At 70.8% G+C, this 23946-nt stretch carries 18 protein-coding genes and 2 pseudogenes; 10 read left to right on the top strand and 10 right to left on the bottom strand.

Features of this window, described 5'->3' with window-relative positions; translation table 11 throughout:
- Positions 1 to 19 precede the first annotated feature (19 nt).
- Complete coding sequence (locus ACZ5DS_RS34840; protein ID WP_468246580.1) at positions 20 to 1324, bottom strand: FAD-binding oxidoreductase; 1305 nt, start codon at positions 1322 to 1324, stop codon at positions 20 to 22.
- 444 nt (positions 1325 to 1768) lie between these two features.
- Between ACZ5DS_RS34840 and ACZ5DS_RS34835 the strand changes: the two genes are divergently transcribed.
- Positions 1769 to 2134 (top strand): nuclear transport factor 2 family protein, encoded by a 366-nt coding sequence (locus ACZ5DS_RS34835; RefSeq protein ID WP_468246578.1) that lies wholly within the window; start codon positions 1769 to 1771, stop codon positions 2132 to 2134.
- A gap of 152 nt (positions 2135 to 2286) precedes the next feature.
- On the opposite strand, the pseudogene ACZ5DS_RS34830 reads toward ACZ5DS_RS34835, so the two are convergent.
- Positions 2287 to 2574: pseudogene (locus ACZ5DS_RS34830) on the bottom strand (transposase); the annotation flags it as partial.
- 20 nt (positions 2575 to 2594) lie between these two features.
- Entirely contained in the window at positions 2595 to 3026 is a 432-nt protein-coding gene (locus ACZ5DS_RS34825; protein ID WP_468246576.1) for a transposase, read from the bottom strand.
- Between the two features lie 171 nt (positions 3027 to 3197).
- Between ACZ5DS_RS34825 and ACZ5DS_RS34820 the strand changes: the two genes are divergently transcribed.
- Positions 3198 to 3863: a nitroreductase gene (locus ACZ5DS_RS34820; protein ID WP_468246573.1), complete on the top strand. Its 666-nt coding sequence runs from the start codon at positions 3198 to 3200 to the stop codon at positions 3861 to 3863.
- A gap of 116 nt (positions 3864 to 3979) precedes the next feature.
- Positions 3980 to 4216, top strand: a pseudogene (locus tag ACZ5DS_RS34815) (IS481 family transposase); the annotation flags it as partial.
- Positions 4217 to 4634: 418 nt separating this feature from the next.
- Here the strand turns inward: ACZ5DS_RS34815 and ACZ5DS_RS34810 are convergent.
- Positions 4635 to 5825: an erythromycin esterase family protein gene (locus ACZ5DS_RS34810; RefSeq protein ID WP_468246571.1), complete on the bottom strand. Its 1191-nt coding sequence runs from the start codon at positions 5823 to 5825 to the stop codon at positions 4635 to 4637.
- A 90-nt stretch (positions 5826 to 5915) separates the two neighbouring features.
- Between ACZ5DS_RS34810 and ACZ5DS_RS34805 the strand changes: the two genes are divergently transcribed.
- Complete coding sequence (locus ACZ5DS_RS34805; RefSeq protein ID WP_468246569.1) at positions 5916 to 6617, top strand: TioE family transcriptional regulator; 702 nt, start codon at positions 5916 to 5918, stop codon at positions 6615 to 6617.
- Here the strand turns inward: ACZ5DS_RS34805 and ACZ5DS_RS34800 are convergent.
- Positions 6596 to 8242 carry an FAD-binding oxidoreductase gene (locus ACZ5DS_RS34800; RefSeq protein WP_468246567.1) on the bottom strand — a complete coding sequence of 549 codons (1647 nt, stop codon included), beginning with the start codon at positions 8240 to 8242 and terminating at the stop codon, positions 6596 to 6598. The genes ACZ5DS_RS34805 and ACZ5DS_RS34800 overlap by 22 nt on opposite strands.
- A gap of 58 nt (positions 8243 to 8300) precedes the next feature.
- Between ACZ5DS_RS34800 and ACZ5DS_RS34795 the strand changes: the two genes are divergently transcribed.
- The gene (locus ACZ5DS_RS34795; protein ID WP_468246564.1) at positions 8301 to 8972 is read left to right on the top strand and encodes a TetR/AcrR family transcriptional regulator; all 672 of its coding nucleotides are present in this window, start codon (positions 8301 to 8303) and stop codon (positions 8970 to 8972) included.
- Positions 8973 to 8980: 8 nt separating this feature from the next.
- Here ACZ5DS_RS34795 and ACZ5DS_RS34790 read toward each other — a convergent pair whose 3' ends face one another.
- Complete coding sequence (locus ACZ5DS_RS34790; RefSeq protein WP_468246562.1) at positions 8981 to 11155, bottom strand: MMPL family transporter; 2175 nt, start codon at positions 11153 to 11155, stop codon at positions 8981 to 8983.
- A 98-nt stretch (positions 11156 to 11253) separates the two neighbouring features.
- On the opposite strand from ACZ5DS_RS34790, the gene ACZ5DS_RS34785 reads away from it, so the two are divergent.
- On the top strand, positions 11254 to 11877 hold the full coding sequence (locus tag ACZ5DS_RS34785) for a TetR/AcrR family transcriptional regulator (protein ID WP_468246560.1): 624 nt from the start codon (positions 11254 to 11256) through the stop codon (positions 11875 to 11877).
- On the top strand, positions 11874 to 12590 hold the full coding sequence (locus tag ACZ5DS_RS34780) for an LmeA family phospholipid-binding protein (protein WP_468246557.1): 717 nt from the start codon (positions 11874 to 11876) through the stop codon (positions 12588 to 12590). The genes ACZ5DS_RS34785 and ACZ5DS_RS34780 overlap by 4 nt, the downstream gene beginning before the upstream one ends.
- Before the next feature lie 22 nt (positions 12591 to 12612).
- Here ACZ5DS_RS34780 and ACZ5DS_RS34775 read toward each other — a convergent pair whose 3' ends face one another.
- The 3 genes from ACZ5DS_RS34775 to ACZ5DS_RS34765 form a co-directional block, all read right to left on the bottom strand.
- The gene (locus ACZ5DS_RS34775; RefSeq protein WP_468246556.1) at positions 12613 to 13956 is read right to left on the bottom strand and encodes a M1 family metallopeptidase; all 1344 of its coding nucleotides are present in this window, start codon (positions 13954 to 13956) and stop codon (positions 12613 to 12615) included.
- An 83-nt stretch (positions 13957 to 14039) separates the two neighbouring features.
- Positions 14040 to 17924, bottom strand: coding sequence for a Pls/PosA family non-ribosomal peptide synthetase (locus ACZ5DS_RS34770; protein ID WP_468246553.1), 3885 nt, complete (start codon positions 17922 to 17924; stop codon positions 14040 to 14042).
- A 324-nt stretch (positions 17925 to 18248) separates the two neighbouring features.
- Positions 18249 to 19607, bottom strand: coding sequence for an FAD-dependent oxidoreductase (locus ACZ5DS_RS34765; protein ID WP_468246551.1), 1359 nt, complete (start codon positions 19605 to 19607; stop codon positions 18249 to 18251).
- A 371-nt stretch (positions 19608 to 19978) separates the two neighbouring features.
- Between ACZ5DS_RS34765 and ACZ5DS_RS34760 the strand changes: the two genes are divergently transcribed.
- Positions 19979 to 20803 (top strand): maleylpyruvate isomerase family mycothiol-dependent enzyme, encoded by an 825-nt coding sequence (locus ACZ5DS_RS34760; protein WP_468246549.1) that lies wholly within the window; start codon positions 19979 to 19981, stop codon positions 20801 to 20803.
- A 51-nt stretch (positions 20804 to 20854) separates the two neighbouring features.
- On the opposite strand, the gene ACZ5DS_RS34755 is transcribed toward ACZ5DS_RS34760, so the two are convergent.
- Entirely contained in the window at positions 20855 to 21814 is a 960-nt protein-coding gene (locus tag ACZ5DS_RS34755) for a GlxA family transcriptional regulator (RefSeq protein ID WP_468246547.1), read from the bottom strand.
- A 144-nt stretch (positions 21815 to 21958) separates the two neighbouring features.
- Here ACZ5DS_RS34755 and ACZ5DS_RS34750 point away from each other — a divergent pair, with 144 nt between their 5' ends.
- Both ACZ5DS_RS34750 and ACZ5DS_RS34745 read left to right on the top strand, forming a co-directional pair.
- Positions 21959 to 22258, top strand: coding sequence for a putative quinol monooxygenase (locus ACZ5DS_RS34750; protein WP_468246545.1), 300 nt, complete (start codon positions 21959 to 21961; stop codon positions 22256 to 22258).
- A 354-nt stretch (positions 22259 to 22612) separates the two neighbouring features.
- Positions 22613 to 23824: a S8 family peptidase gene (locus ACZ5DS_RS34745; protein WP_468246544.1), complete on the top strand. Its 1212-nt coding sequence runs from the start codon at positions 22613 to 22615 to the stop codon at positions 23822 to 23824.
- Positions 23825 to 23946: the final 122 nt, after the last annotated feature.

Below are 23946 nucleotides of genomic sequence, written 5' to 3'. Positions count from 1 at the left end.
TCTGCTGCGGGGGACGGCCTCAGCCGCGGGGACCGCCGACGGCTTGCTGGTAGCGGAACAGGCCGGCCGGGTCGTACCGTCGCTTGACGGCGACCAGGCGGTCGTAGTTGGGGCCGTAGTACGCGCGCTGCCAGTCCTGCAGGTCCGGGTCGGGGAAGTTGACATAGGCCGCGCGGGTGGCCAGGCGGCGGCTGAGCATGTGGTGAGCGGTGCGGGTCTGTTCCAGGAGGGCGCGCACCTCGGCGGGCGGGGCACCGGGCTTCCAATGGGTGCCGATGTCGATCACGAAGGTGGCGCCGCGGTGCGGGTAGGCCGTCTCGTCCGCGCGCGGCGCTGCACTGTCGCCGCCCATGGCGAACAGGGTCACGTAGCCGGTGGCCCGGCCGGGCCCCGGCCGCCAGCCGCGTACCCAGTCGGCAACAGCGGCCACCGTGTCGGGACCGGGCCACCGGTCGGGGACGAGGGACTTGGAGGCGTAGGCGTCCTTCGCTCCCGGGGTCTCCATGAGGTAGTCCTGCGCGGACCAGAATCCGCGTTCCTCGATGAAGGTCTTCGTCGGCCGCAGGTGTAGAAGGGGTGTGATCAGGCGTCGAAGGGCGCCCTCGTGGCCGAGCCGCTGCCCCAGGAGCCACAGCGAGGTGGTGCCGTCGCCGGCGTGCTTGAAGCCGATCCGTACGTCGAAGTCGTTGTCGCGATCCCCGTCGAGGATTTGCCTCAGTTCTTCCATCACCTGGGTGCCCGTGCCCAGGTCGAACGTCAAGTCGAAGACGGTGGCGCACAGTCGGCCGACGGACACGGCCTCGAAAACGAAGCCGGTGTTGATGCCGAAATTGCCGCCCGCCCCGCCCCGGCAGGCCCAGAACAGGTCGGCGTTCTCGTACGCGGCCGCGCGTACGAGCGTCCCGTCGGCGAGGACGACCCGGGTCTCGGTGAGCCGATCGCAGGTCAGGCCCCACTTACGGTCGTTGAAACCGAGTCCGCCGCCGAGGGTCAGCCCGGCGACACCCACTCCCGGGCAACGCCCACCGGGGAAGTACAGGTTGGCCTCACGAGCCGCATACACGTCCGAGTTCGTGGCGCCGCCGCCCAGGCGCAGCCGCTGCCCCTGCGGGACCACCTCCTTCAGCGCGCGCAGACTGATCACAAGACCGGGGGTCGTGGAGTAGCCCGCATAGTTGTGCCCGCCGGAGCGGGGCGCGAAGGGCACCCCGTGCTTGGCGCACCATCGGATCGCGGCGGCCACGTCGCCCTCGGTCGCGCAGGCGAGGACGCCGGCCGGGTGGACGGACGCGTAGCGCTGGTTGTCGGGCGCCGCCTGAGCCACGTACTGCGCGCCCCCTGGGCGGTAAAGGGCAGCGGCCGGGCTGAGGCTCCTCGTCAGTTCGCGCCACGCGGCCGGCTCGACGCTCTCACCTGCGAAGGGTGGACGGGCGGTGGCGCCCGCACCCGCGCCACCCAGTCCGATGAGGCTTCCGGCAGCCGCGACGGCCACTCCGGTTCGCAGCACTTCTCGCCGGCCAGTCTCCACAGGTGAACCCCTTCGTGGCGAGCTCGGCACCGGGCAGCAGACCCGGGCACAAGCACCAGTGACCCCGGTTGCCGGGCCGGACCCACGATGAGGGCGCACCGAGGCAGTCACCGACTGTGACACCCAGGCGTGATCACAATTCACGCGAACGGAACTGATCGGGTGATGGCATCGGTATCCGCAACGCAGGAGACTCCCGTGCCGTGCGAAGCGGGAAGCGATAGGAGGAGGGTGGGCATCATGTCCCGAAACAAGAAGACCGTAGAGACCTATCTGGACGGCTTCCGCAAGAACGATCACGCGCAGATCCTGAGCTGTCTCACCGACGACATCGAGTGGACTGTCTTCGGCGGCTTCCACCTGACCGGCAAGGAGGCGTACGACGCCGCGATCGAGGGGCCGGGCTTCATTCCACCGCCGCAGCTGGAGGTCGTACGCATGGTGGAGGAGGACGACGTGGTGATGGCAGAGCTCACCGGGTCGGTAAAACGCGACACCGGGGAGGTGATGCGCATGTCGATGGCCGAGGTCTTCCGCATGCGCGACGGAAAGATCTGCGAGCGCCGCGCGTGGGTGATCGAACTGACGGAGAACGAATACCGCTGATACGAGCGACAACAAGCTCCGCTTACGGGTGTGAGTGGTCGAGGTACAGGAAATCCCGGTGAGATTGATCTTGGTCGGCTGGGCAGTGTCCTGGCGATCACGAGCGGAGCCAGATGACGAGTGCGGCTGCGGTGACGGTGCCGAGGGAGACGTAGCCGCGCTTGTCCAACCTGGTCGCAACCGCGCGGCCGATCGCCGGCGCTGCCGCACCGGACCCGATTGTCGGCCTGGTCGGCTTTCTCCGGGATGACGTGCCGAATTCCTCGTCTGTGCAGGTAGCGGCGGGCTCGGCGGTTGCTGTAGCCCTTGTCGGCGCTGACGCTGTCCGGCTTCGTACCAGGCCTGCCGGTGGCCAGCCTTGGCACGCGCATCTTGTCCATGACCGGTTCGAACTGGGTGCAGTCGGCGCACTGCCCGGGCGTGATGACCGGCGAGAGCATACGGCAGTGGCCGTCCGCACTCAGGTGGATCTTGGGGGTGAACCCGCCGCGCGAGCGGCCGAGCGCTTCACCTCCCGCACCACCTCCGCCAGCCGGTCGATCACTTCCGCCCGGATTCGAGCGGCTTGGACCGCCCAGGCGAATCCCCTTTTGACGGCGGGCGGCGGAGCCTGCCGGGCACCGGCGGCATGGTGGTGCGCGCGCACGGATGTCGAGTCGACCGAGATGTCCCAGTCGATCTCGTCGGCCGCGTCCGCCTCAGCCTGGACCCGCTGGAGGAGCATCTGCCACGTTCCGTCCGCCGACCGGCGGCGATGCCGCTCGTGCACCGTCTTCCACGGTCCGTACCGCTCCGGCAGATCACGCCACTGCACGCCCGTGCGGATCCGGTAGAGCACCCCGTTCACGACCTGGCGGTGGTCCCGCCACCTACCGCAAAGCCCGTTGCTCACAGGTAGAAGCGGCTCCAGCCGCTCCCACTGAGCATCCGTCAAGTCACCTCTGTCTCCCACAGCCCTATCAACGACTGGACTGAGCGTCGGGACGTCTTCCAACCCCCGGCGATGCTCGGTGCCGACCGCTGAATACGGTGGAGGGGCCCGGTTGAATGAGAGGACGAAGACGTGGATGTGTATGAGGCCGTGGACAGTCGCCGGGCCGTGCGGGCGTTCAGCGATGAGCCGGTGCCCAAGGAGGTACTCGAACGAGTACTGACCGCAGCGACGCGGGCTCCGTCCAGTGGGAACCTCCAGCCGTGGCATGTGTATGTGGTAACTGGCGAACCCTTGAGTGAACTGAAGAGGCGCGCGACGGCGAGGGCACTGGCGGGAGACCCGGGTGATGAGCGGGAGTATCCGATGTACCCGGACGAGATGACCTCGCCGTATCTGGACCGCTTCTCCGCTGCGGCGGCTCAGCGGTACGAAGCGCTGGGGATTGAGCCTGACGACCCCGACCGGCCCCAGAAGATCGCTACCTTGAACTCGGAGGCGTTCGGGGCACCGGTCGTCTTGTTCTGCTACCTCGATCGGAGGATGGGGCCCGGACAGTGGGGTGACGCGGGGATGTACTTGCAGACGGTCATGCTGTTGCTGAGGGCGGAAGGGTTGCACAGCTGCCCCCAGGTGATGTGGACCATGTACCGCAAGACCGTCAGCCGAACAGTCGGAGCCGATGACGAGCTCGTGCTGTTCTGCGGCATCTCAGTGGGATTTGAGAAGGAAGGCGTGCCAAGGCTGCGTACCGGGCGGGCGGACATGACGGAAACGGTGAGCTTCATCGGAGTGTGACCGCTGACGGCCGAGATCGACAGGACAGGCCCTAGCTGTATTACGTTGTTGACGCTGGCCGGGCTTGATCATGGCGAAGGCCTCCGTGTGTGGTGGAGGTGTCGAATCTTCACCGCAGGACACCGCACCGGACCGCAGCCGCCACCGAGGCGCATGTCTGCCGGCTGCGGCAGGACCGCAAGCTGGGCCCGGCACGTATCGGACCGATCCTGGGCCTGCCCGCCTCCACCGTGCACCGCATCCTGACCCGGCACGGCCTGAACCGTCCGGCCCACCTGGACCGGCCGACCGGCCAGATCATCCGCCGCTACGAACGTGACCGGCCCGGCGAACTGGTCCACGTCGACGTCAAGCCGGTGCGGCGGTACGGCGGTACGCGGTGGCGGTCCGGGCGCCGCCGGTGAGGGGCTGGAGCACCTGCTCGGTGCCGTCGGTGGCGGTCCGCGTGGTCCAGGGCGGGTTGGCGGTGTAGCGGAGAGGGCGAGCGTGCCCGCGGTGGTGGTGATGTTGCCGGTGGGTCCTGGCCGCCGCGCCGTAACCCGTCCCAGGCACCGTCGGTGGTCATGGTCTCGCGGAGTCTCCAGGGCCGTCCGGCGGCCCCGGCCACCGGACGGCCACTGCCGGACCCCTCCTCCTGAGCGCACGGTCCGGCGTGAGCCGTCCCGGGCAGTGCCGCTGCTGCCGCTCCACTCGGCGCGGTGCCGAGTGCGGCTCTGCAGAGGGCGGTCGATGGGCGGTGACGCGCTCCCTTTCCGCGTCACCGGCTCTGGCTCACGCCTTCACTCCTCCGACAGCCGTGCCGTCGTTGATGTGCAGGACCGCGTCAACCATGTCGAGTGTCGGCTGGTCGAGCGGGAAGTACCCCTGCTCCGGAGTGGTGTCGGTCCGTGTGCGGGCACCGGTGACCGCGCTGCCCGCTGTCAGGCCCCAGGTGGCGATACGGCTCTGGAGGCAGCCCTCGTAGGTGTCGGGCTCGGGATCCCCGAGCCCGAGAGCTTCACTGCGGCCCAAACTGCCGGCGATGAAGGTGTACGGCTCGCCGAGCAGGGGCTCCACGATGGAGCCGGCGCCGGACCAGGTGACCGCCTTGTCCGCGAGGTACCAGGTGCTCGGATTCCGCTGCAGGTGGAGGTTGTGGGCGAAGACCAGCGTCGGCCCCCGTTGCGCCTCGACGCGTCGGACATCGAGGAGGTTCTGGGCCATGAGCGCGTCCCGGGTGGCCGACAGGCGGTATATCCGTTCACTCAGTTCCAGGGGCTGTGCTGCCTGCTTGTGATACCGCAGCAGGCCGAGACCGGCGGTGAGGTGTGTCCGGGCCCTGAGCCACTCGGCGCGTGAGGTTGCGGCGATCAGTTCCGGCGCGCGTGCGTAGAGCGAGGTGAGCATGTCGTCGGCGGTCGCGCGCAGCTTCTCCGCCTCAGGCGTGTCACCGACCGACATGGCCGGGTCCATGACCGCCTCCGTGCGACTCCAGCGTTCGTCCTCGCCGAGGAGGCCCGTGAGGTCGAGGTCGAGGGCGAGGGCGAGATTCAGATGCAGATCCAGATCCAGTCGCAGATAGTCGCGAGCATATTCGAGATAGCGCCGCGGGCTCGGCGCGCTGGTCGTCTCCATCGAGGCGTCGAATCCGTGGAACGCCAGTCGCTCCTCTGACGGACGGCTTGCGTTGTAGTCGCGCATCCAGGCGACCAGTTGCCGGTTGGCCTCCAGGTTCCCGAAGCCGTGGGAGAAGCCTTCGCTCATCACCGCGTCCAGGCTTCCGACTCCCTCCTGGACGAAGTCGTTCACGGCGAGCGCGGCCACGCGATCGGTCTCGAGGGCGATCGACCGGAACCCGCGGTCGACCAGCTGGGCGAACAGCTCGTTGCGGGCCCGGGCGAAAGCCGGCTCCTGGTGCGTGGGTTCACCGAGCGCCAACAGGGCACATGAGGCGGGTGTGAAGTCCCGAATTTCCTGGCTCATGTGCCTCAATCGTACCTTTGATAGGACGGTTGAGACTTTGAAGGAGATGGCCATACAGTCATGCGGTAAAGTTTCAAACCGGTGATCACCTTGCGACCAACCGATCTCGCGCGCGAGCACGGCATCTCGACCCAAGCAGTCCGCAACTACGAGCGGGACGGCTGCATCCCGCCCGCCGCCCGAACCCCCAGCGGCTACCGGATCTACACCGAGGTGCATGCGGCAGCACTCCGTGCCTACCTCGCGCTCATCCCGGCGTACGGGCACGCAACCGCCGGCCGGATCATGAACGCGCTCCACGACGGCGCACTCGACGACGCCTTGACGACCATCGACCGAGGGCACAGCCAGCTGCTCCGCGACCGGGACACCCTCGATGCGGTGCGCAGAGCGGTGGACCACCTGACGGCGGAGTCCGGCGCCGCTCCGGGCCCGGCCGTCGCCCCCGGTACCCGGACCATCGGCGAACTCGCGCACCAGCTCCAGGTCACCCCGGCAACGCTGCGGAACTGGGAGAGTGCCGGCATCCTCGTTCCCGCACGGGACCCGGCCACCGGGTACCGCGTCTTCCGGGCGAGCGACATCCGCGACGCCGAACTCGCCCACCTCCTCCGCCGCGGGGGCTATCCGCTGGACCACATCTCCACCGTGGTCCAGCAGATCCGCACGGTCGGAGGCACGGAGGCGCTGGCCGCCGCCCTGGACGACTGGCAGCGCAAACTCACCGCACAGGGCCTGGCCATGCTGAACGCAGCCACTCGTCTCAGCCACTACCTCTCGGCAACTCCCTGAGCCTCTCCGGCCGTGGCCGGGTCGATGAGCACACCCGGGTTCAGGATCCCGGCCGGGTCGAGCGCCCGCTTCACGGCCCGAAGCGCCACGGCGAAGGGTTCCGGACGCTGCCGGTCGTACCCCGGCCGGTGGTCGCGGCCGACCGCGTGATGATGAGTGACGGTCGCACCGTGATCGTGCAGGATGTCCATGGCCGCGGACTTGATCTCGTCCCACATCGCCACTTCCGAGCCGCGCCGGCCGGGGGCGATGACGGTGAAGTACGGTGCGGGTCCGTCCGGATAGACATGGGTGAAGCGGCAGTTGATCGTGCCGGCCGCGCCCGTCACCTCCTTGACGACGTCGGCCAGTTGCGCGCGGACGGCCTCGTACAGCTCCGGCGTACGGCCCCACGTACTGGCCGTCTCGAACGTCTCGGTGACCACGCTCATGCGGGCGAGCGCGTCACGGAGGTAGGGCATGCTCAGGAACGCCGAACGCCAGGTGTCGGCGGCGGTGTCCGCGGTGCCGGGCTCCGTCGGTGTGGGGGAGCCGCCGTGGTCACGGGCCAGGGTGAGGAGTTCGGTCAGCCGTCCGCCGACCGGGGAGTGCGCCGACTCCACGCCGAGGACGAGCACGCTCTCGCCGCCGTGCGCGACTCCTGCGAGGCCGGCCTCCCCGGGGTCCAGGAGCCGGCAGTTGGCGGGGTGCAGACCCGACTGCGCCACAGCGCGCACGGCGTCCATCGCGGCATGGACGTCGCCGAACAGCACTGTGGCGGAAGCCTTGTGACGCGGACGTTCCTGGAGCCGCATCCAGGCCTCGGTGATGACACCGAGCGTCCCCTCGGAGCCCAGGAACAGCCGGTCGGGGGAGGGGCCCGCGCCCGAACCGGGCAGCCGCAACGACTCGTTGACCCCGACGGGCGTCACCACGCGCAACGACTCCACGAGGTCGTCGATGTGGGTGTACAGCGTGGCGTAGTGACCGCCCGCCCGGGTGGCGAGCCAGCCGCCGAGAGTGGAGAACTCGAAGCTCTGCGGGAAATGACGCAGCGTCAGACCGTGCGGCCGCAGTCGGCCTTCGAGGGCCGGGCCGAGAACGCCGGCCTGGATCCGCGCGGCCCGGCTGACCCGGTCGATCTCCAGCACCTGATCCAGGGCGGAGAGATCCAGCGACACCACACCGCGGTGCGCGTCCGCGCGGTATTCGACCCCGCCGACGACCGAACTGCCCGCGCCGTACGGTACGACGGCCACATCGGCGTCCGCCGCCCAGTCGAGCACGTCGACCACGTGCTGCTCGGTGCGGGGGCGGGCCACCTGGTCGGGCGCTGCCGCGAGGTCTCCGCTCAGGGCCCGGACCACGTCCCGGTACGCCTTGCCGTAGGTGTGCGAGGCCCGCTCCCGGGGTGCGGCCGACATCAGCGGCGCGAGTGCGGCGGGCGGTTCGACGCGGACCTTCGGCAGCGTGAGCGCGGAGACGTCGGGTACGGGCCGCGGAGTGCCCGCCGCCCCGGGGACCAACTGCCCGAGCGCAGCGCACTCGGCGTCGGACAGCGCCTTGTCCACGGCACCCCAGCCCCACCAGGAGCGGCCCGTGGGAGCGCTGGAGGGCGAGGGATTCGGCACGGTGTACTCGGCCACGGATTTGACCTCTCGGTAATTTACCGCTTGGTAAGTTACCGCAACGTATAGTCCCACCATGACGACCGCAAGAGCTTCGACCGCACCGGATCCAGCCGACGGCGATCCGCGAGCAGACCGCAGCGGAAACCGCCTCGCCGGCACCAAGGGCGTCCCTCGCGCCCGCCGGGAGCAGCAGATCATCGCCGTAGCTCTGGAGGAGTTCGGCAGGCACGGCCACGCCTCGGCGTCGATGGCCGAGATCGCCCGGCGCGTGGGCGTCACGAAGCCGATGCTCTACACCTACTTCGGCTCCAAGGACGGCCTCTACGCGGCCTGCGTCGACCGCATCGGCCCCCGTCTGCTCGCGGCGATCGACCAGGCCATGACGTCGAACCCGCCGGAGGACCGGCTTCCGCACACGGTCCTCACCGCCCTCTTCCAAGCCCTTGAGGACGAGCGGCACGCCTGGTTCGTGCTGTACGACCGGACCCTGCAGCCCGGCTCCGAGCCCTGGCACGCCGCCCAACCCCACCGGGAGGCGATCGACGCCCTGGCGGCCTCCGGCACCGCCGCGCTGCTGGAGGGCCGGGGCAACCACGACCCCCTCGACGCCGTCGCCCTCAAGCACCTGTGGACCGGCACGGTCAGCGCCCTGGTCGGCTGGTGGATCTCCCATCCCGAGCTGTCCGCACAGGACATGAGCGCCCGGTGCGCCCGCCTCCTCTCCGTCGTCCGGAAGGGCACGTAGGTGCCGGTTCAGGCCTCCAGACGGGGCAGGCGGCGGTCCAGCCACGCGGGGATCCACCAGTTGGCGCGCCCGAGGAGGAACATGCTGGACGGGACGAGGACGAGACGGACGAGGGTGGCGTCGAGGACCACGCTGACGGCAAGCCCGAGAGCGAGCATCTTCACCACGACGGTGGGCGAGGCGGTGAAGGACAGGAAGACCGCGGTCATGATGAGGGCGGCGGTGGAGATGACGCGACCGGTGGCGGCCAGTCCGCTGCCGACCGAGCGCGTGTTGTCGGCCGTGGCGTGCCAGACGTCCGCGATGCGGGAGAGCAGGAAGATCTCGTAGTCCATGGAGAGCCCGAAGACGATGGCGAACATCATCATCGGGACGTACGACTCGATGGGCACCGGTTCGTGCAGGCCGAGCAGGCTGCTGCCCCAGCCCCATTGGAAGACGGCGGTCAGGACGCCGTAGGAGGCGGCGGTGGTGGCCAGGTTGAGCAGCACCGCCTTGAGCGGGATGACCAGGCTGCGGAAGACGGTCGTCAGCAGCAGGAAGGCCGCGGCGAGCACGGTGGCGATGATGACGGGCAGGCGTCGCTGAACGGTGTCGCGGAAGTCGACCTGGGCGGCGGTGGTGCCGGTGACGTATCCGCGTGCGCTCGTGCCGTGGAGGGCGTCGGGGAGGGTGTGGTCGACCAAGGTGGTCACCAGCGTGCTGGTGCTCGCGTCCTGAGGGGAGCGGGCAGGGGTCACGGTGGCCGTCAGGAGCCTTCCGTCCGGGCTGGGCCGGGGCGTGCTCACCTCGGCGACGTCCGCCGTGCTGCTCAGGGCGTGCTGGACGGTGGAGGCCAGACTCGACGCCCGGTTCCGGTCGGCGCCGAGATCGATGACGACGGTCAGCGGAGCGTTGGCGCCGGGCCCGTATCCCGTTCCGTGCGCGTGGGTGATCAGGTCGTAGGCGGTACGGCTGGTGGTGCCTGCGGGGTCGGCGCCGGCGTCGACGTGGCCCAGCCGCATGGACAGGGCCGGCAGGGCGAGAAGGGCCAGGACCGCGCTGCCGGCGCCGAGGTGGCGCCAGGGGTGCCGGGCCGTACGGGCCGCATAGCGGTGCCATCCGTCGCGGTCGCCGGAGGTCTCGGCGACGGGCCGGCGCAGGGCGAACCGGTCGATGCGGCGGCCGGTCAGGCTGAGAGCGGCCGGAACGAGGGTGACGGCGGCGGTCGCCGTGATCGCGACGGCGAGGGAGGCGGCGAGACCGAGCTTGCCTATGAAGGAGAGACCGCAGGCGTAGAGGCTGAGCATGGCCACGACGACGGTGATGCCCGCGACCAGGACGGCGCGCCCGCTGCGTGCGGTGGTGCGCGCGGCGGCGGTGACCGGGTCGTGGCCGTCGATCAGGTCCTGCCGATATCGGGTGGTCAGGAACAGGGCGTAGTCGATGCCGACACCGAGACCGATCATGGTGGCCAGCGTGGGGGCGGCGGTGGCGAAGGACACGGTCCCGGCGACGATGCCGACGACACCGAGGCCGGTGCCCACCGCGATCAGCGCGGAGACCAGGGGCAGCAGAGCGGCCAGGATGCTGCCGAAGGCGAGGACCAGCACGAGCAGGGCGGCCGCCATGCCGACCAGTTCGGCGGCCCGGTCGTTGGCGGGCTGCCGGGTGACCTGGTCGAGGTCACCGCCGTAGGCGACCTGCAGGTGTGCGTCCCGGGCCGGTTGGGTCGCCCGGTCGAGCTGATCGGTGTAGTCGTGGCCCAACGTCTTGGCCTGTACGTCGAACCGCACGGTGGTGTACCCGGTCCGTCCGTCCTCGCTGACCACCGGCGTCGAGGTGGATGTCACGTGGGGCAGCCGCGCGAGGGCGGCGACCGAACGGCTCACCGACGGGCTGGAGGTGACGGTCCCGCTGCCGGTGTGGAAGACGACGCGGCCGATCGAGCCGCCGGCGCCCGGTGAGTGGGCGGCGAGGAGGTCCGCACCGGTGCTGGACTGAGTGCCCGACAGCGTCACCTGGTCGCTGAAGACAGGCGCTGCGGCGTGCCGGCCGACCAGTGCGGCCACCAGAGCCACCAGCCACAGGGCGATCACCATCACGGGGTGGCGGGCGCACCACAGGCCCAACCGGGCCAGCCCGCCGGTGAGTTGAGGGGAAGCGGGCGCTGTCGGTGTCTCGAGTTCGGATCGTGCGGGCACGGCAGGCTCCAGCGTCGAAGGGCGGGGTGGTGGAGGCGACAGTAGAGCAAAAGTGTCACGACTGCCATTTGTCATGAGTGACAAGTTATACTGGAGTCGTGCCCCCTCAAGACCCCTCGCCCGCACCCGGGCTGCGCGAGCGCAAGAAGGACCAGACCCGGCAGAACCTGCGTGCCTGCGCCGCCCGGCTCTTCGCCGAGCAGGGCTTCGCCGACACCACCGTCGCCGACATCGCCGCCTGCGCGAACGTGTCCACGCGTACGTTCTTCCGGTACTTCGACAGCAAGGAGGACCTGCTGCTGCCGGACGGCATCGAACTCTTCGCCGCCGTCGAACAGGCCCTGGCACGACGCCCGTCGGACGAAGCGCCCCTCGACGCCGTCTACAACGCACTGCTGAGCGCGGCCGCCGATTTCCGCAGCACCAGCCTCACCGCCCTCACCCATCCGCTCGACGGAACGGAGGAGCTGATCGCTGCGCGGTTGATCCACGCCTTCGCCGAGTTCGAGGAGCGGCTCACCCGACTGGTCCAGGACCGGCTGCCCCCCGAGACACCGGACGCGGATCTGTACGCCGCCGTGGTCGCCGGCGCCGCGCTGGGCACCGTCCGCGCCATCCTGCGTACCCAGCGCTCCCGCCGCGCCGCCGGCACGCACAAGCCGGCCGTCCTGCTCCCTCGGGCCTTCCAGTTCCTGCGACAGATCGGACGCAGCACTCCATGAGCCGCCGACGCCTCCTGCTCGCCGCCACGGCAGCCCTGACGGTCATAGCTCCCCTCACCGCCGGCGCCCTGGTCACGCACCAAGCCGAACAGCGCATCAGCCGCGTCGTCGCGTGCCGGCTCGCCCCCGTGGGCAAGGTCAGCGTCACCCTGGACAGCTCACTGGCACCGATGAAGATGCTCGGCGGAAGCGTCGGCGACGTCGACATCCACGCGGCCGAACTCGAGCGCCAGGGCACGTCCATGGAGCTCGACGCCCACCTGCGTCAGGTCACGACCAGTGGGGCCGTCCAGGGCGGAGACGCGACGGTGATCGTGCCGTACGCCCAGCTCGCCGAACGACTCCCCGACACCGGCAGCGGCAGCGCGTGGACCCCCGGCACCGACGGCACCGGTCTGACCTTCTCCGGCACCACCGGAACCCTGGGTGTGCCGGTCACCGTCCACACCGACCTCGAGGTCGCCGCGAACAGCCTCGTCATCACGCCCACGGAGGTCACCGTCCTCGGCCGCACCCTTCCCGTCGACGGGCTCCCCGGCGAAGCCGCGGCCCAGACCCTGAAGCCACGCACCGTCCCTCTCACCGGCCTCCCGTCCGGCGTGCGGGCCACCAGCGCCGAGGCCACCGAAGAGGGCCTGGCCCTCCACCTCGACCTGACCGCCGCCGCCACCCGCAACCAGGTCAACACCAAGAGCGCCTGCGCGACGGCGTGACGCCACGCCCGGAAACCGCGCCCTAGACGGCCAGCCGCGAGTCGGGCATGGGCAGTGGCGGGAGCCGTGTCCCGTCCACCCATGCCGCGAACAGCCTGTCCAACGGTTCGTCCGTGTACCGGGCCACATGCGCGGTGAACGTCGCGGTCGTCACGGCCGCACCCCGGTGCAGTCCCGCCCAGCCGCGCAGCATGCGGAAGAACGCCTCGTCGCCCAGGGCACACCGCACCGCGTGCACGGCGAGCCCGCCACGCTGGTAGAGCCGGTCGTCGAACATCAGCTTGCGGCCCGGGTCGGACAGCCGCAGGTCCTGAGGCAGTTTGCTCAGCAACCGGTGAGCGATGGTGGCCAGCTGCTGGGCACTGCGGCCGCCCGAGCGCTCCGACCACAGCCACTCCGCGTACTTGGCGAGGCCCTCGTTCAGCCAGATGTGCCGCCAGTCGGCGATGGACACGCTGTTGCCGAACCACTGGTGCGCCAGCTCGTGCGCGACCAGCCGCTCCGAACCCCTGGCCCCGTCCACGTGGTTGGCACCGAACAGCGACAACCCCTGCGCCTCGACCGGGACATCGAGTTCCTCGTCCGTCACGACCACGGCGTACTCGTCGAACGGGTACGGCCCGAACAGCTCCTGGAACAGCTCCATCATCGCGGGCTGCCGGGCGAAGTCCCGGGAGAACTGCGGGAGCAGCTGGGCCGGGATGTGCCCGTGCTGCGGCACACCGCCCGGCCCCGGGTCGCCCAGCAGCACGGTCTGGTACTTGCCGATCGCCAGCCCGACCAGATAGCTGGAGGTGGGCGCCGCCTGCTCGTACACCCAGGTGGTCGTCGAAGCCTTCGTCGTCCGGGTCAGCAGACGCCCGCCCGCCACCACCGAGTACGCCGACGGCGTGGTGACCGAGATCAGGTACGACGCCTTGTCGGCCGGCCGGTCGTTGCACGGGTACCAGGACGGTGCCCCGATCGGCTGGCTGGCCACCAGCGCCCCGTCGTCCAGCTCCTCCCAGCCGAGCCCGCCCCAGGGGCTGGCCACCGGCCGGGGGTTTCCCGACCAGTGCACCTCGACCGTGAAGGCGGCCCCGGCGCGCAGCGGCTTCGCGGGCCGGATGCGCAGCCGGCCGCCCCGGTGCGTGTAGTGCGGCTGCCGGCCGTCCACCCGGATCCGCCCGATCTTGAAGTCGGCCAGGTTCAGCTGGAATTCGGTCAGCGGCGCTCGGCCCGCGATCGCGTTGATCCGAGCGGTGCCGGACAGCCGGTTCGGGCCGGGCCGGTAGTCCAGCGTGAGCTCGTAGCGGTGCACCCGATACCGGGGATCGCCGTTGCCCGGGAAGTACGGGTCCGCACCCGTGGACTGCTGAACTGCCACTGCCGCGTCTGCTCCCTGCGCTGTACTGGTCCTCCGTGCCGGCGCACCCCTCGTGCCGCCGTCCGCCTCCGGGAGGCCCGCGCTCAGGATCGCCATGCCTCGATCGGGTTGCCGAGCCAACGGGTGTCGTCCGGGACGGACTCCGCGGCCATGACGAGCGACGCGGGACCCAGAGTCGTACGGGCCCCGATGGTGCTGCCGGGCAGCACGATCCCGCCAGGACCCAGCGTGGCGCCCTCACGGAGAACCACAGTATCCGTCCGCAAGATCCGGTCGTGGAAGAGGTGTGTCTGGAGCACGCAGCCGCGGTTCACGGTCGTGGCGTCCTGAAGGGTCACCAGGTCCGTCTCCGGCAGCCAGTAGCTCTCCACCCAGACGCCCTTGCCGATGCGCGCGCCCAGCCCCCGCAGCCACGCCGTCAGCACCGGCGTGCCCGGCACGGACCCGGCCAGCCACGGCACCGCCAGCACCTCGACGAAGGTGTCCGCCAGCTCGTTGCGCCACACGAAGGAACTCCACAGCGGATGTTCCCCGGTCCGGTGCCGCCCGACCAGCGCCCACTTCGCGACGATCGACACGAGGGCCGCCGCCGCACCCGCGGCCAGCAGCACCAGCCCCGACAGCAGCGGCGCCCACACCCCCAGCGCGCACAGCGCGGCCACCGTCAGCCCGGCCAGCGTCGCCGAGCACAGCACCGGCACGATCCGGCACAGCTCCACCAGACCGCGCGCCCACAGCAGCCGGGCGGGCGGGTCGTAGGTCCGGCTCTGGTCGCCGTCGCTCGCGCTGCGCGGCAGCTTCACCGGCGGCAGGCCCAGGTAGGAGGTGCCCTTCTTCGCCTTCTTCGGGGTCGCGGACAGCACCCCGACCAGACCGCCGTCCGGCACGCTGCGGCCCGGCGCGGTCATCCCGGAGTTGCCGAGGAAGGCCCGCCGCCCGATCTCCGCGCGCCCGATCCGCACCCAGCCGCCGCCCAGCTCGTACGGTGCGGTCAGTGTGTCGTCCGCCAGGAAGGCGCCGTCGCCGACAGTGGTCAGGCTCGGCAGGGCGAGCACGGTCGACACCTCGGCGCCCCGCCCGATCCGCATGCCGAGCAGCCGCAGCCACACCGGCGTGACCAGCCCGGCGTACAGCGGGAACAGCGTCTCCCGCGCGCGGTCCATCAGCTGGCTGACCGTCCACGCCTGCCAGCCGATCCGGCTGTGCGTCGGGTGGGTGCCCTCCCGCAGGCCCAGGCTCAGTACCCGGACGGCTAGCAGGATCAGCAGCGCGTACGTCAGCCCGAAGGCGAGCGTGGCCGGGACCAGCGCCAGCGCCGCTCCCTGCAGTGCCTCGCCGAGTCCGCCGCCGGGCACCACGAACAGCCTGGTCACCAGCAGCGCGGCCGCACCCGCCAGCAGCGGCAGGGCGCTCAGCGCGATGCCCGTGACGCCGTACATGACCCGCCAGTACGTGCCCCGCTGGGGGCGCTCCTTGGGCCAGTTGCGCTTGGCCTTGCCGAGCTTGGCCGCGGGGGCGCCGGCCCAGCGCTGCCCGGTCGGGATCTGACCGGTGACCGCGGACCCGGGCGCCACCTCGGCCCGCTTGCCCACGCGGGCGCCCGGGAAGAGCATGCTGCGCGTGCCCACGACGGCGTGGGCGCCGACCTTCACCGGCCCGATCTCCAGCCGGTCGCCGTCCAGCCAGTACCCGGACAGGTCCACCTCGGACTCCACGGCGGCGCCGCGCCCCAGCTTGAGCATGCCGGTGACCGGCGGCAGCGAGTGCAGGTCCACGTCGGTGGCGACCTTGCCGCCCAGCGCACGTGCGTACCGTTCGAGCCACGATCCGGTCAGTGAGGTCGCCCCGCTGAACTCGGCGAGCCGCTCCGCGGTCCACAGCCGCAGATGGACACTCCCGCCGCGCGGATACCGCCCGGGCCGTACGCCCCGCAGCAGCAGCCGGGCCCCGCCCGCCGCGAGGGCGATCCGCCCGGGCGGGCTGAACAGCAGCACGGCGCCGGCGGCGATCAACCACCAGGAGGCCGTCGGCAGCCACGCGTAACCGGGCAGCAGACGGCCGAGCGCGGCCAGGGCCAGCGCCCAGCGCAGTCCGAGCACGGTGAACAGCGGCACCAGCAGAAGGGTCTGGACGAGCTGGGCGCGCACCGGGACCGGCGCGATGGTGCGTGCCTTGCCGTCGTCCTGAGCCGACGCCTCCAGACGCCGGGCCAGCTTGCGCAGCACCGGCTGCTGGTAGACGTCGAGGACGGCCGCGCTCGGGTAGCGGGTGCGCAGCCGGGTGGTGAGCTGGGCGGCGGCGAGGCTGCTGCCGCCGATCGCGAAGAAGTCGTCGGAGGCGCTGCTCACCGGGATGCCGAGGACCTCCGCCCACTGCTCGGCGAGCCAGGCCTCGGTGCCGTAGAGCTGCTCGGCCTTCCCGCCCGTCTCCAGGCCCTCCAGAGGCCACGGCAGGGCGCCTCGGTCCACCTTGCCGGAGGTACGGGTGGGCAGCTCGGCGACGGGAGCGAGCAGCGGCACGAGAGCGGCGGGCAGCTCGGCGCGCAGCTTCTCGACCGCGGCCGCCTGATCCCAGCCGTCCTGCGTGACGACGTACCCGACGAGCAGCTGGTTGCCGCTGCGCGCGGTCCGCACCGCGGCGGCCGCGCCCGCGACGCCGGGCAGCGCCTGCAGCGCGGCATCGACCTCGCCCAGCTCGATCCGCCGCCCGCCGAGCTTGATCTGCTCGTCCGCCCGCCCCAGGAAGACCAGCCCCTCGGGCTCGGCCTTGACCAGGTCACCGCTGCGGTACGCCCGCTCCCAGCCCAGGGACGCGAGCGGGGCGTACTTCTCCGCGTCCTTCTCGGCGTCGAGATACCGGGCGAGCCCGACCCCGCCGATCACGAGCTGCCCGCTGCCGCCCATGGGCACGGGCTCCCCGGCCTCGTCCACGACGGCCAGCTCCCAGCCGTTCAGCGGCAGCCCGATCCGCACCGGCCCGTCGCCGGTCATCAGCGAGGCGCAGGCCACGACGGTCGCTTCGGTGGGCCCGTAGGTGTTCCACACCTCGCGGCCCTCCGTGACCAGCCGCTGCGCCAGCTCGGGCGGGCAGGCCTCACCGCCGAAGATCAGCAGGCGTACGTCGGTCAGGGTCTCGGGCTCCCACAGCGCGGCCAGCGTCGGCACCGTGGACACGACGGTGATCTCCTGCTCGACCAGCCACGGCCCGAGATCGGCACCGCTCCTGACCTGCGACCGGGGCACGGGCACCAGACACGCGCCGTACCGCCAGGCCAGCCACATCTCCTCGCAGGAGGCGTCGAAGGCGACGGACAGGCCCGCCATGACCCGGTCCCCGGGTCCGATCGGCTCCTCGGTCAGGAACAGCGCGGCCTCGGCGTCCACGAACGCGGCGGCACTGCGGTGCGTGACGGCGACGCCCTTGGGCTTGCCGGTGGAACCGGAGGTGAAGATGATCCAGGCGTCCTGCCCGACACCGGGCCGCCCGGCGGGCGCGTCGCACTCGCCGGGCATGGTGGACGAACCGGTGACGTCGATCCGATGGCCGGTGCCGATGACGGCCCGCACCTCCGCCTCCCCGAACAACAGCTCGGCCCGCTCGTCCGGGTCCTCGGCGTCGACGGGAACGTAGGCGGCACCGGCCGCGAGCACGGCCAGAATGGCGATGTACAGGTCATTGGTGCCCGAGGGGACCCGCACGCCGACCCGGTCCCCGAGTCCGACGCCCGCCGCGGCGAGCCGTCGGTGCAGCCGCTCCACCTCGACCGCGAGCGCGCGGTAGGTGAGGCGCGTGCTGCCGTCGTCCAGGGCGAGCTCGTCCGGGTACGAGCGCACGGACGCGTCGAAGACGTCGACGAGGGTGCGCGGCGAGGCGGCGGGCGCCGCGGAGAAACGTGCCGTATCGGGGAACTGCTCACGGATCTCGTCGTCGAGCAGGCCGAGAGCGCTGCCCTCGTGAGTGGCTGCCATCCGGTCCTCGCGTCTCGTTCCCGGAAGCCTCCGGGGCGCTGGCGGGCCCGCAGGTCTGCCTGGGGTTGTCCGGCTCCAGCTCCGTAACAAGCCGGATATATTAGTACGACGCTAGCCTTGGCCGCTTCCCCGGGCCACTCGGAACGCCCGTCCAGGGGAGCCCGCGAGACTGCCCGCACCCCGCTGACCTGCTGATACGTCAGCGGGACGAGAGGTGGCCCACACCTGGTACCAAGGGCGGGACAATCGCGGGCAGTTCGTACACGCCGTCAGATGCGGTCAGGCGCGGACCGGCGTTCCGTCAAGGCACCGTTGCTCGTTCGGTCAGTCCCGCGTCGCGCGCGTGGTCCCCGCTGAGGTCAGGACCTTCAGCGCCACCGCAGGATGGAACAGCACGGCCGGGGAGGCCACCATGTTCACCACCCGTACGAACGTCGCCCACACGGCCGCGTCCTTCACCGCCACGTTGAACAGACGCGTGTTGTACCAGTGGGCGAAGCGCGCGGCGAGGGGCTGGCCCTCCGGGTTCCACATCAGGTCCGAGTTGGTGGACAGCGTCCACGGGCCCAGCACCAGCCGGCCCACCTTCTTCTGGAACTCACCGGCGAGGCCGTCCAGTTGTCCGGCCGTGCGTCGCCGGGCCAGCATGCCCTGCAGCAGTTCCGCCTCCATCGCAGCCACCGTCAGGCCCTGGCCGTAGACGGGGTTGAAGACGCAGACGGCGTCGCCGACGGCGATGAGCCGGTCCGGCCACTGCTTGACGGCGTGGTAGGGCCGCCACTGGTTGTCGACGTTGGTGTAGCGGTAGGTCGGCTCCTGCTCGGTCCGCCGGCCGATCTGCTCGGCCAGGCGCGGGTTGTCCAGGCTCTCGGCGAACGCCAGGTAGCCCTTGTCGTCGGTCGGCGGCTGGTCCTGGAAGCCGAACAGCGAGCACGTCCACCGGCTCCGTTCGACGGCCAGCAGGACCCCGGCCCGGGGCACGCGGGGAGCGAACAGCATCTGGTAGGCGACGTAGTAGTCCGGGTGGCCCGGGTGATCCTCCTCGAGCCGGTCGAAATTCATCGAGGTGTACGTGACCTTCGCCTTCACGGTCCGCTTCGGCGGTACGGCGACCCCGAGCGCGCTCAGCCAGTCGCCGAGCGCGCTGGACCGGCCGGAGGCGTCGATCACCAGATCGGCGGTCAGCTCGAACGGCTCCTCGCCCTGCTGCCGGCACGTCACCCCCTCGACCCGCCCCGAGGAACCCCGGACCAGGCCCGTGCACTGGGTGGACGCCATCAGCGTGACCTCGGGCCGCGCGAGCACCTTGCGCCGCAGCCGGCGTTCCAGCTCGTCGCGGGTGAAGGTCTGGATCCGGACGCCGGTGCGCTGGCGGGGCGCGAGTCCGACGGGCAGCAGGAAGTCGATCCGCTCCCCGTAGTCGAAGACCGGCGCCCCCGCGTCCCTCAGCTCCTCGCGCAGTCCCGGGAACAGCCGCTCCAGGATCTCGCCGCCCTTGGCCAGCATCGCGTGCGCGTGGTAGCCCTGCGGGGCGCCCGGATGCACCCCGGTGTCCGCGTCGACGGCGTCCCGCTCCACGAGGACGACCTCTCCGAAGTGGTCGGCCAGCACCCGGGCGGTCACCAGCCCCGCGTAGCTGCCACCGATGACCACGGCCTTGCCCCAAGGGCGATCTGCTGTCATGTCGTCTCCCACACGTGACCGGACGAGAAAGTTCATGCAGGTCAACGAGCCTGCCGAGCGGCCGGACACGGGGCTCGGGAAGCACTTGGGGAGCGCGTTCACCCTCAGTGAGCGTTCAGATGAGCATCTGCGGAACTCGTCGTCGGCCTGCGCGAACACGACGGCCGGACGCTGCGCGAGCTGTGCGCACGCCTGGACATGGCCCGCCAGTGGGCGACACGGCATCCCGAGCGCGGGAACCGGGCTGACATCACGCCGAGACCGGTGCCCGGTCGAGGGGAACGAGGCGGGCGGCCGGCGATGGTGGATCATGGCGCAGGGCCGCGGACGCGGTTGACGGTGTGTCCCGAGAACGAAAGGGCGGACGCGACATGGAGAACACCCGGGCGGCGGTGCATCCGCTGCCGTACCCGACCTACCTGCAGGCGATCGAGCGGGAGACGGCGCGCCTGGCCGACGTGGTCGAGGGCGTGGATCCGGCAACCCCGGTGCCCTCGTGTCCCGACTGGACGGTGGCCGACCTCACCCGGCACGTGGGCAGCCTGCAGCGGTGGTTCTCCACTCTGCTCAGCCGGCTGGTGCAGGAGCCGCCGCGGAGCCGTGACGTGGAGTTGGGGCTGCCGGACAGTGCACACGAGTACGCCCGATGGGTGGCAGCAGGCGTCCCTCAGGTGGCCTCCGTGCTCCAGGCCACGGATCCGCAAGCGCCCATGTGGGCCTGGGGCGAGGACCAGCACGCCCGGTTCTGGGCCCGCAGGATGCTGTTCGAGACGCTGGTGCACCGGGTCGACGCGGAGCGTTCCGTCGGCCTCGAATCACCCATCGACCCCGTGCTGGCAGCGGACGGCGTCGACGAGTTCCTCGTCAACCTGCCCCAAGCCCACCTCTTCGCCCCGGCCGTGGCCCGGCTGAGCGGGAACGGCGAGACCATCGTGTTCCAGTGCGCCGGCGAGTCCGACACGCGCACCGGCGAAGAGTGGCGGGTGCGGTTGGAGGCGGACGGTTTCCGGCTGTTGCCCCCAGCGGAGGGTGGTGCCGACACCGGATCCTCCGGCGCGCGGACGACGACGGTGCGAGCACAGGCTGCCGACCTTCTGCTCCTGCTCTACGGACGCCGGTCGTACGGCGAGACCGCCTTCGACGTGACAGGGCACACCGCGACGCTGGACCACTGGTTCGCCCACACGGCCTTCTGATACGACCCCGACGCCGGCATGGCCGTGCCGCACGGGGCGGGCGGTTGCCGCTCAGCGCGTGCGCAGACCCGTCGTCGTCGTGCCCGTGCGATCGCGGAGCAGCGTGCGCAGTGTGGCGGCGTGTTCGTAGCCGACCTTGCGGGCGATGGTCTCCAGGGACAGATCTGTGGTGCGGAGCAGATGCGTGGCCTGTTCGACGCGCAGGTCCTGGACGAACCGTACCGGCGTGGTGTTCAGGACACGGCGGACCGTGCGCTGGAGCGTGCGCTCACTGACACCGAGGGCACGGGCCGCCTCGGCCAGGCTGTTCGGCGTGTCCAGGTGCAGGCGCGCCCACCGCTCGAACGCGGCGATCAGCGGGTCGCTCTGGGCGAGGGCGCTCGGGATCGTGTAGGCGGACTGCGAGGGGCGTTCGTCCACGACCAGATAGCGGGCGACGAGGTCGGCCAGGGCCGGACTGGCCATCCGTACGACGGCCAGGGCGAGATCGACGTGCCCGAAGGCGGCCCCTGCCGTGGTCACCCCCTGTGACGTGATCACCATGCTGGTCTCGTCGAGTGCGACGCTCGGGTATCGGCGGCGGAAGACGGGCGCCAGCCACCAGGTGGTCGTCGCCCGGTGGCCGTCGAGGATGCCCGACTCGGCGAGCAGGAAGGTGCCCGTGCAAGCCGAGGCGACGGGCGCACCCCGGTCGCGGCGCTCGGCGACCAGCTTGCGCACCCTGTCCAGGTCGGGCCCCGCGACCCGCTCCAGGAGGGCATCGGGCCGACGCTCGGCGAGCGCGGGAACGAGCAGCAGATCCGCCGTGTCCGCGGCGGCCGCGGGCTCGGCCGTGACGATGTGTCCGGCGCCGGTGCGCACCTGCCGGCTGAAGCCGATCGTCGTGACGTTCCAGGCCGGTGGCGGCTGGGGGAGTTCGCCGCGCATCGCGTTGGCCGCCTCCAGGACGTCCAGCGCCGCACAGAGCCCCGAGTCGAACACGCCGTCGTATGCCAGCACGGAGATTTCCATGTCGGGAACGGTATCGGAGCTGTCGTTTCCGACACTGGGGCGGGGCGCTCAACCGGCCTAGCGTGAGTCGTGTCCCCAGGTGAGGGGACATGCGATCGCGTCGGCGCCCGTAGCCGTCGACCCCGTCCGAAGGAGCCCACCGTCATGAACAACATCGGTCTGCTGGCCCGTATCGAGGCCAAGCCGGAGTACGCCGACGACGTCGCCCGGATGCTGACCGAAGCCGTGCAGCTCGCCGAGGAGGAGAAGCGGACCGTCACCTGGTTCGCCTTCCGTGAGGACGCCACCACCTTCGGCGTCTTCGACACCTTCGAGAACGAGGAGGACCGCGCCGAGCACCTGCGCGGACGGATCGCCGCCGCGCTCATGGGGGCCGCCGAGACCATGCTCGCCTCGGCACCCGACATCCGGCCGATCGACCTGCTCGCGGTCAAGCTGCCCTGAGCCGTCCGGTGCGCCGCTCCCGCACTCATGCCTGAGTGTCTTTCAGGAGGCCGGGGCGATGGCTGATTCCCATCGCCCCGGCCTCCTCTCGCCGCTCCGCGTGAACGGCCGGTGAAGAGATCGGCACGGATAATTCTTGGTCGATCCTTGGTGATTCAACCAGCGCAAAGGGCTGCACGTTTGCATTCGGGTTGCTTCGTATGTGCGCGAATCCTGTGAAGATCGCACATTGGCGGGGCGTCAGGGCTACAGCCAGGGAATTGACCTGACCGCGACAAGTCGGCACGCTCGCTCTACGCGCGCAGCACTCTGCCGCTTGAACGCAAATCCCCCCACACAACGAGGAGACCCCTCTTGACGGCGCATCACAAACGCATAGGCAAGGCCAAGACCGTCACCGCGATCGCGGCCGCCGCAACCGTCGTCGGTACCGCCCTGTACGTGTCGCCGGTCGCCCAGGCCGGACAGCCCGCGGAGGGCACGGTCTACGGTCTGAACGCCGAAGGAGCCGTGGCCGGCAGCTACATCGTCCTCCTGGACCAGAAGGCTTCCTCTGCCGAGAAGCAGGAGTTGGCGAAGGAGTACGGCGGCAAGCTCAGCCGGACCTTCGCCTCGGCGGTCAACGGCTTCTCCGCCGACAGCCTCACCGAGTCGGAGGCCAAGCACCTCGCCGCCGACCCCGCCGTGGCCACGGTGGTCCAGAACAAGAAGTTCCACATCGACGCCACCCAGGACAACCCGCCGTCCTGGGGCCTGGACCGCATCGACCAGACGGACACGGCCGGCGACGGCAAGTACACCTACCCGGACAAGGCCGGTGAAGGGGTGACCGCGTACGTCATCGACACCGGCGTACGCATCAGCCACAAGGACTTCGAAGGCCGCGCCAGCTTCGGGTTCGACGCCGTCGACAACGACGACTCCGCCGACGACGGCAACGGCCACGGCACCCACGTGGCGGGAACCATCGCCGGTGCCGCTCACGGTGTGGCCAAGAAGGCCAAGATCGTAGCGGTCCGTGTGCTCGACAACAACGGCTCCGGAACCACCGAGCAGGTCGTCGCCGGCATCGACTGGGTGACCAAGAACCACAAGGGTCCCTCGGTGGCCAACATGAGCCTCGGCGGGGGCGCCGACCCCGCTCTCGACGAGGCGGTCAAGAAGGCCATCGCCTCGGGTGTCACGTTCGCGGTCGCCGCCGGCAACGAGTCGGCCGACGCGGGACAGGGCTCACCGGCCCGGGTCCCCGAGGCCATCACGGTCGCCTCCAGCACCAAGGACGACGCCCAGTCGGACTTCTCCAACTTCGGCAAGATAGTGGACCTGTACGCGCCGGGCTCGGACATCACCTCCGACTGGAACGACAGCGACCAGGGCACCAAGACGATCTCCGGCACCTCCATGGCCACCCCCCACGTCACCGGAGCCGCCGCCGTCTACCTGGCCGGACACCCCGACGCCACGCCCGCTCAGGTCGCCTCCGCGCTGACCGGCGCGGCAACCAGCGACAAGATCACCAACCCCAGCAGCGGAACGCCCAACAAGCTGCTGAAGGTGACCGAGTAACTCACGAGGAGACTGCAGCCCGGGGGGGGGGGGGGGGGGGGGGGGGGGGGGGGGGGGGGCGGGTGGGGGGGGGGGGGGGGGGGATGCGTGTGCGGGGGGGGTACCCACTGGACCACTGGTCT

The sequence above is a fragment of the Streptomyces sp. NPDC031100 genome (genome assembly GCF_055570785.1).
This window is presented reverse-complemented; position numbering and strand designations above follow the sequence as displayed.

Coding starts and splice junctions, on each gene's coding strand:
- ACZ5DS_RS34750 (WP_468246545.1), top strand. CDS start 21,959: ATGAACAACATCGGTCTGCTGGCCCGTATCGAGGCCAAGCCGGAGTAC.
- ACZ5DS_RS34835 (WP_468246578.1), top strand. CDS start 1,769: ATGTCCCGAAACAAGAAGACCGTAGAGACCTATCTGGACGGCTTCCGC.
- ACZ5DS_RS34810 (WP_468246571.1), bottom strand. CDS start 5,825: ATGAGCCAGGAAATTCGGGACTTCACACCCGCCTCATGTGCCCTGTTG.
- ACZ5DS_RS34755 (WP_468246547.1), bottom strand. CDS start 21,814: ATGGAAATCTCCGTGCTGGCATACGACGGCGTGTTCGACTCGGGGCTC.
- ACZ5DS_RS34780 (WP_468246557.1), top strand. CDS start 11,874: ATGAGCCGCCGACGCCTCCTGCTCGCCGCCACGGCAGCCCTGACGGTC.
- ACZ5DS_RS34795 (WP_468246564.1), top strand. CDS start 8,301: ATGACGACCGCAAGAGCTTCGACCGCACCGGATCCAGCCGACGGCGAT.
- ACZ5DS_RS34770 (WP_468246553.1), bottom strand. CDS start 17,924: ATGGCAGCCACTCACGAGGGCAGCGCTCTCGGCCTGCTCGACGACGAG.
- ACZ5DS_RS34765 (WP_468246551.1), bottom strand. CDS start 19,607: ATGACAGCAGATCGCCCTTGGGGCAAGGCCGTGGTCATCGGTGGCAGC.
- ACZ5DS_RS34760 (WP_468246549.1), top strand. CDS start 19,979: ATGGAGAACACCCGGGCGGCGGTGCATCCGCTGCCGTACCCGACCTAC.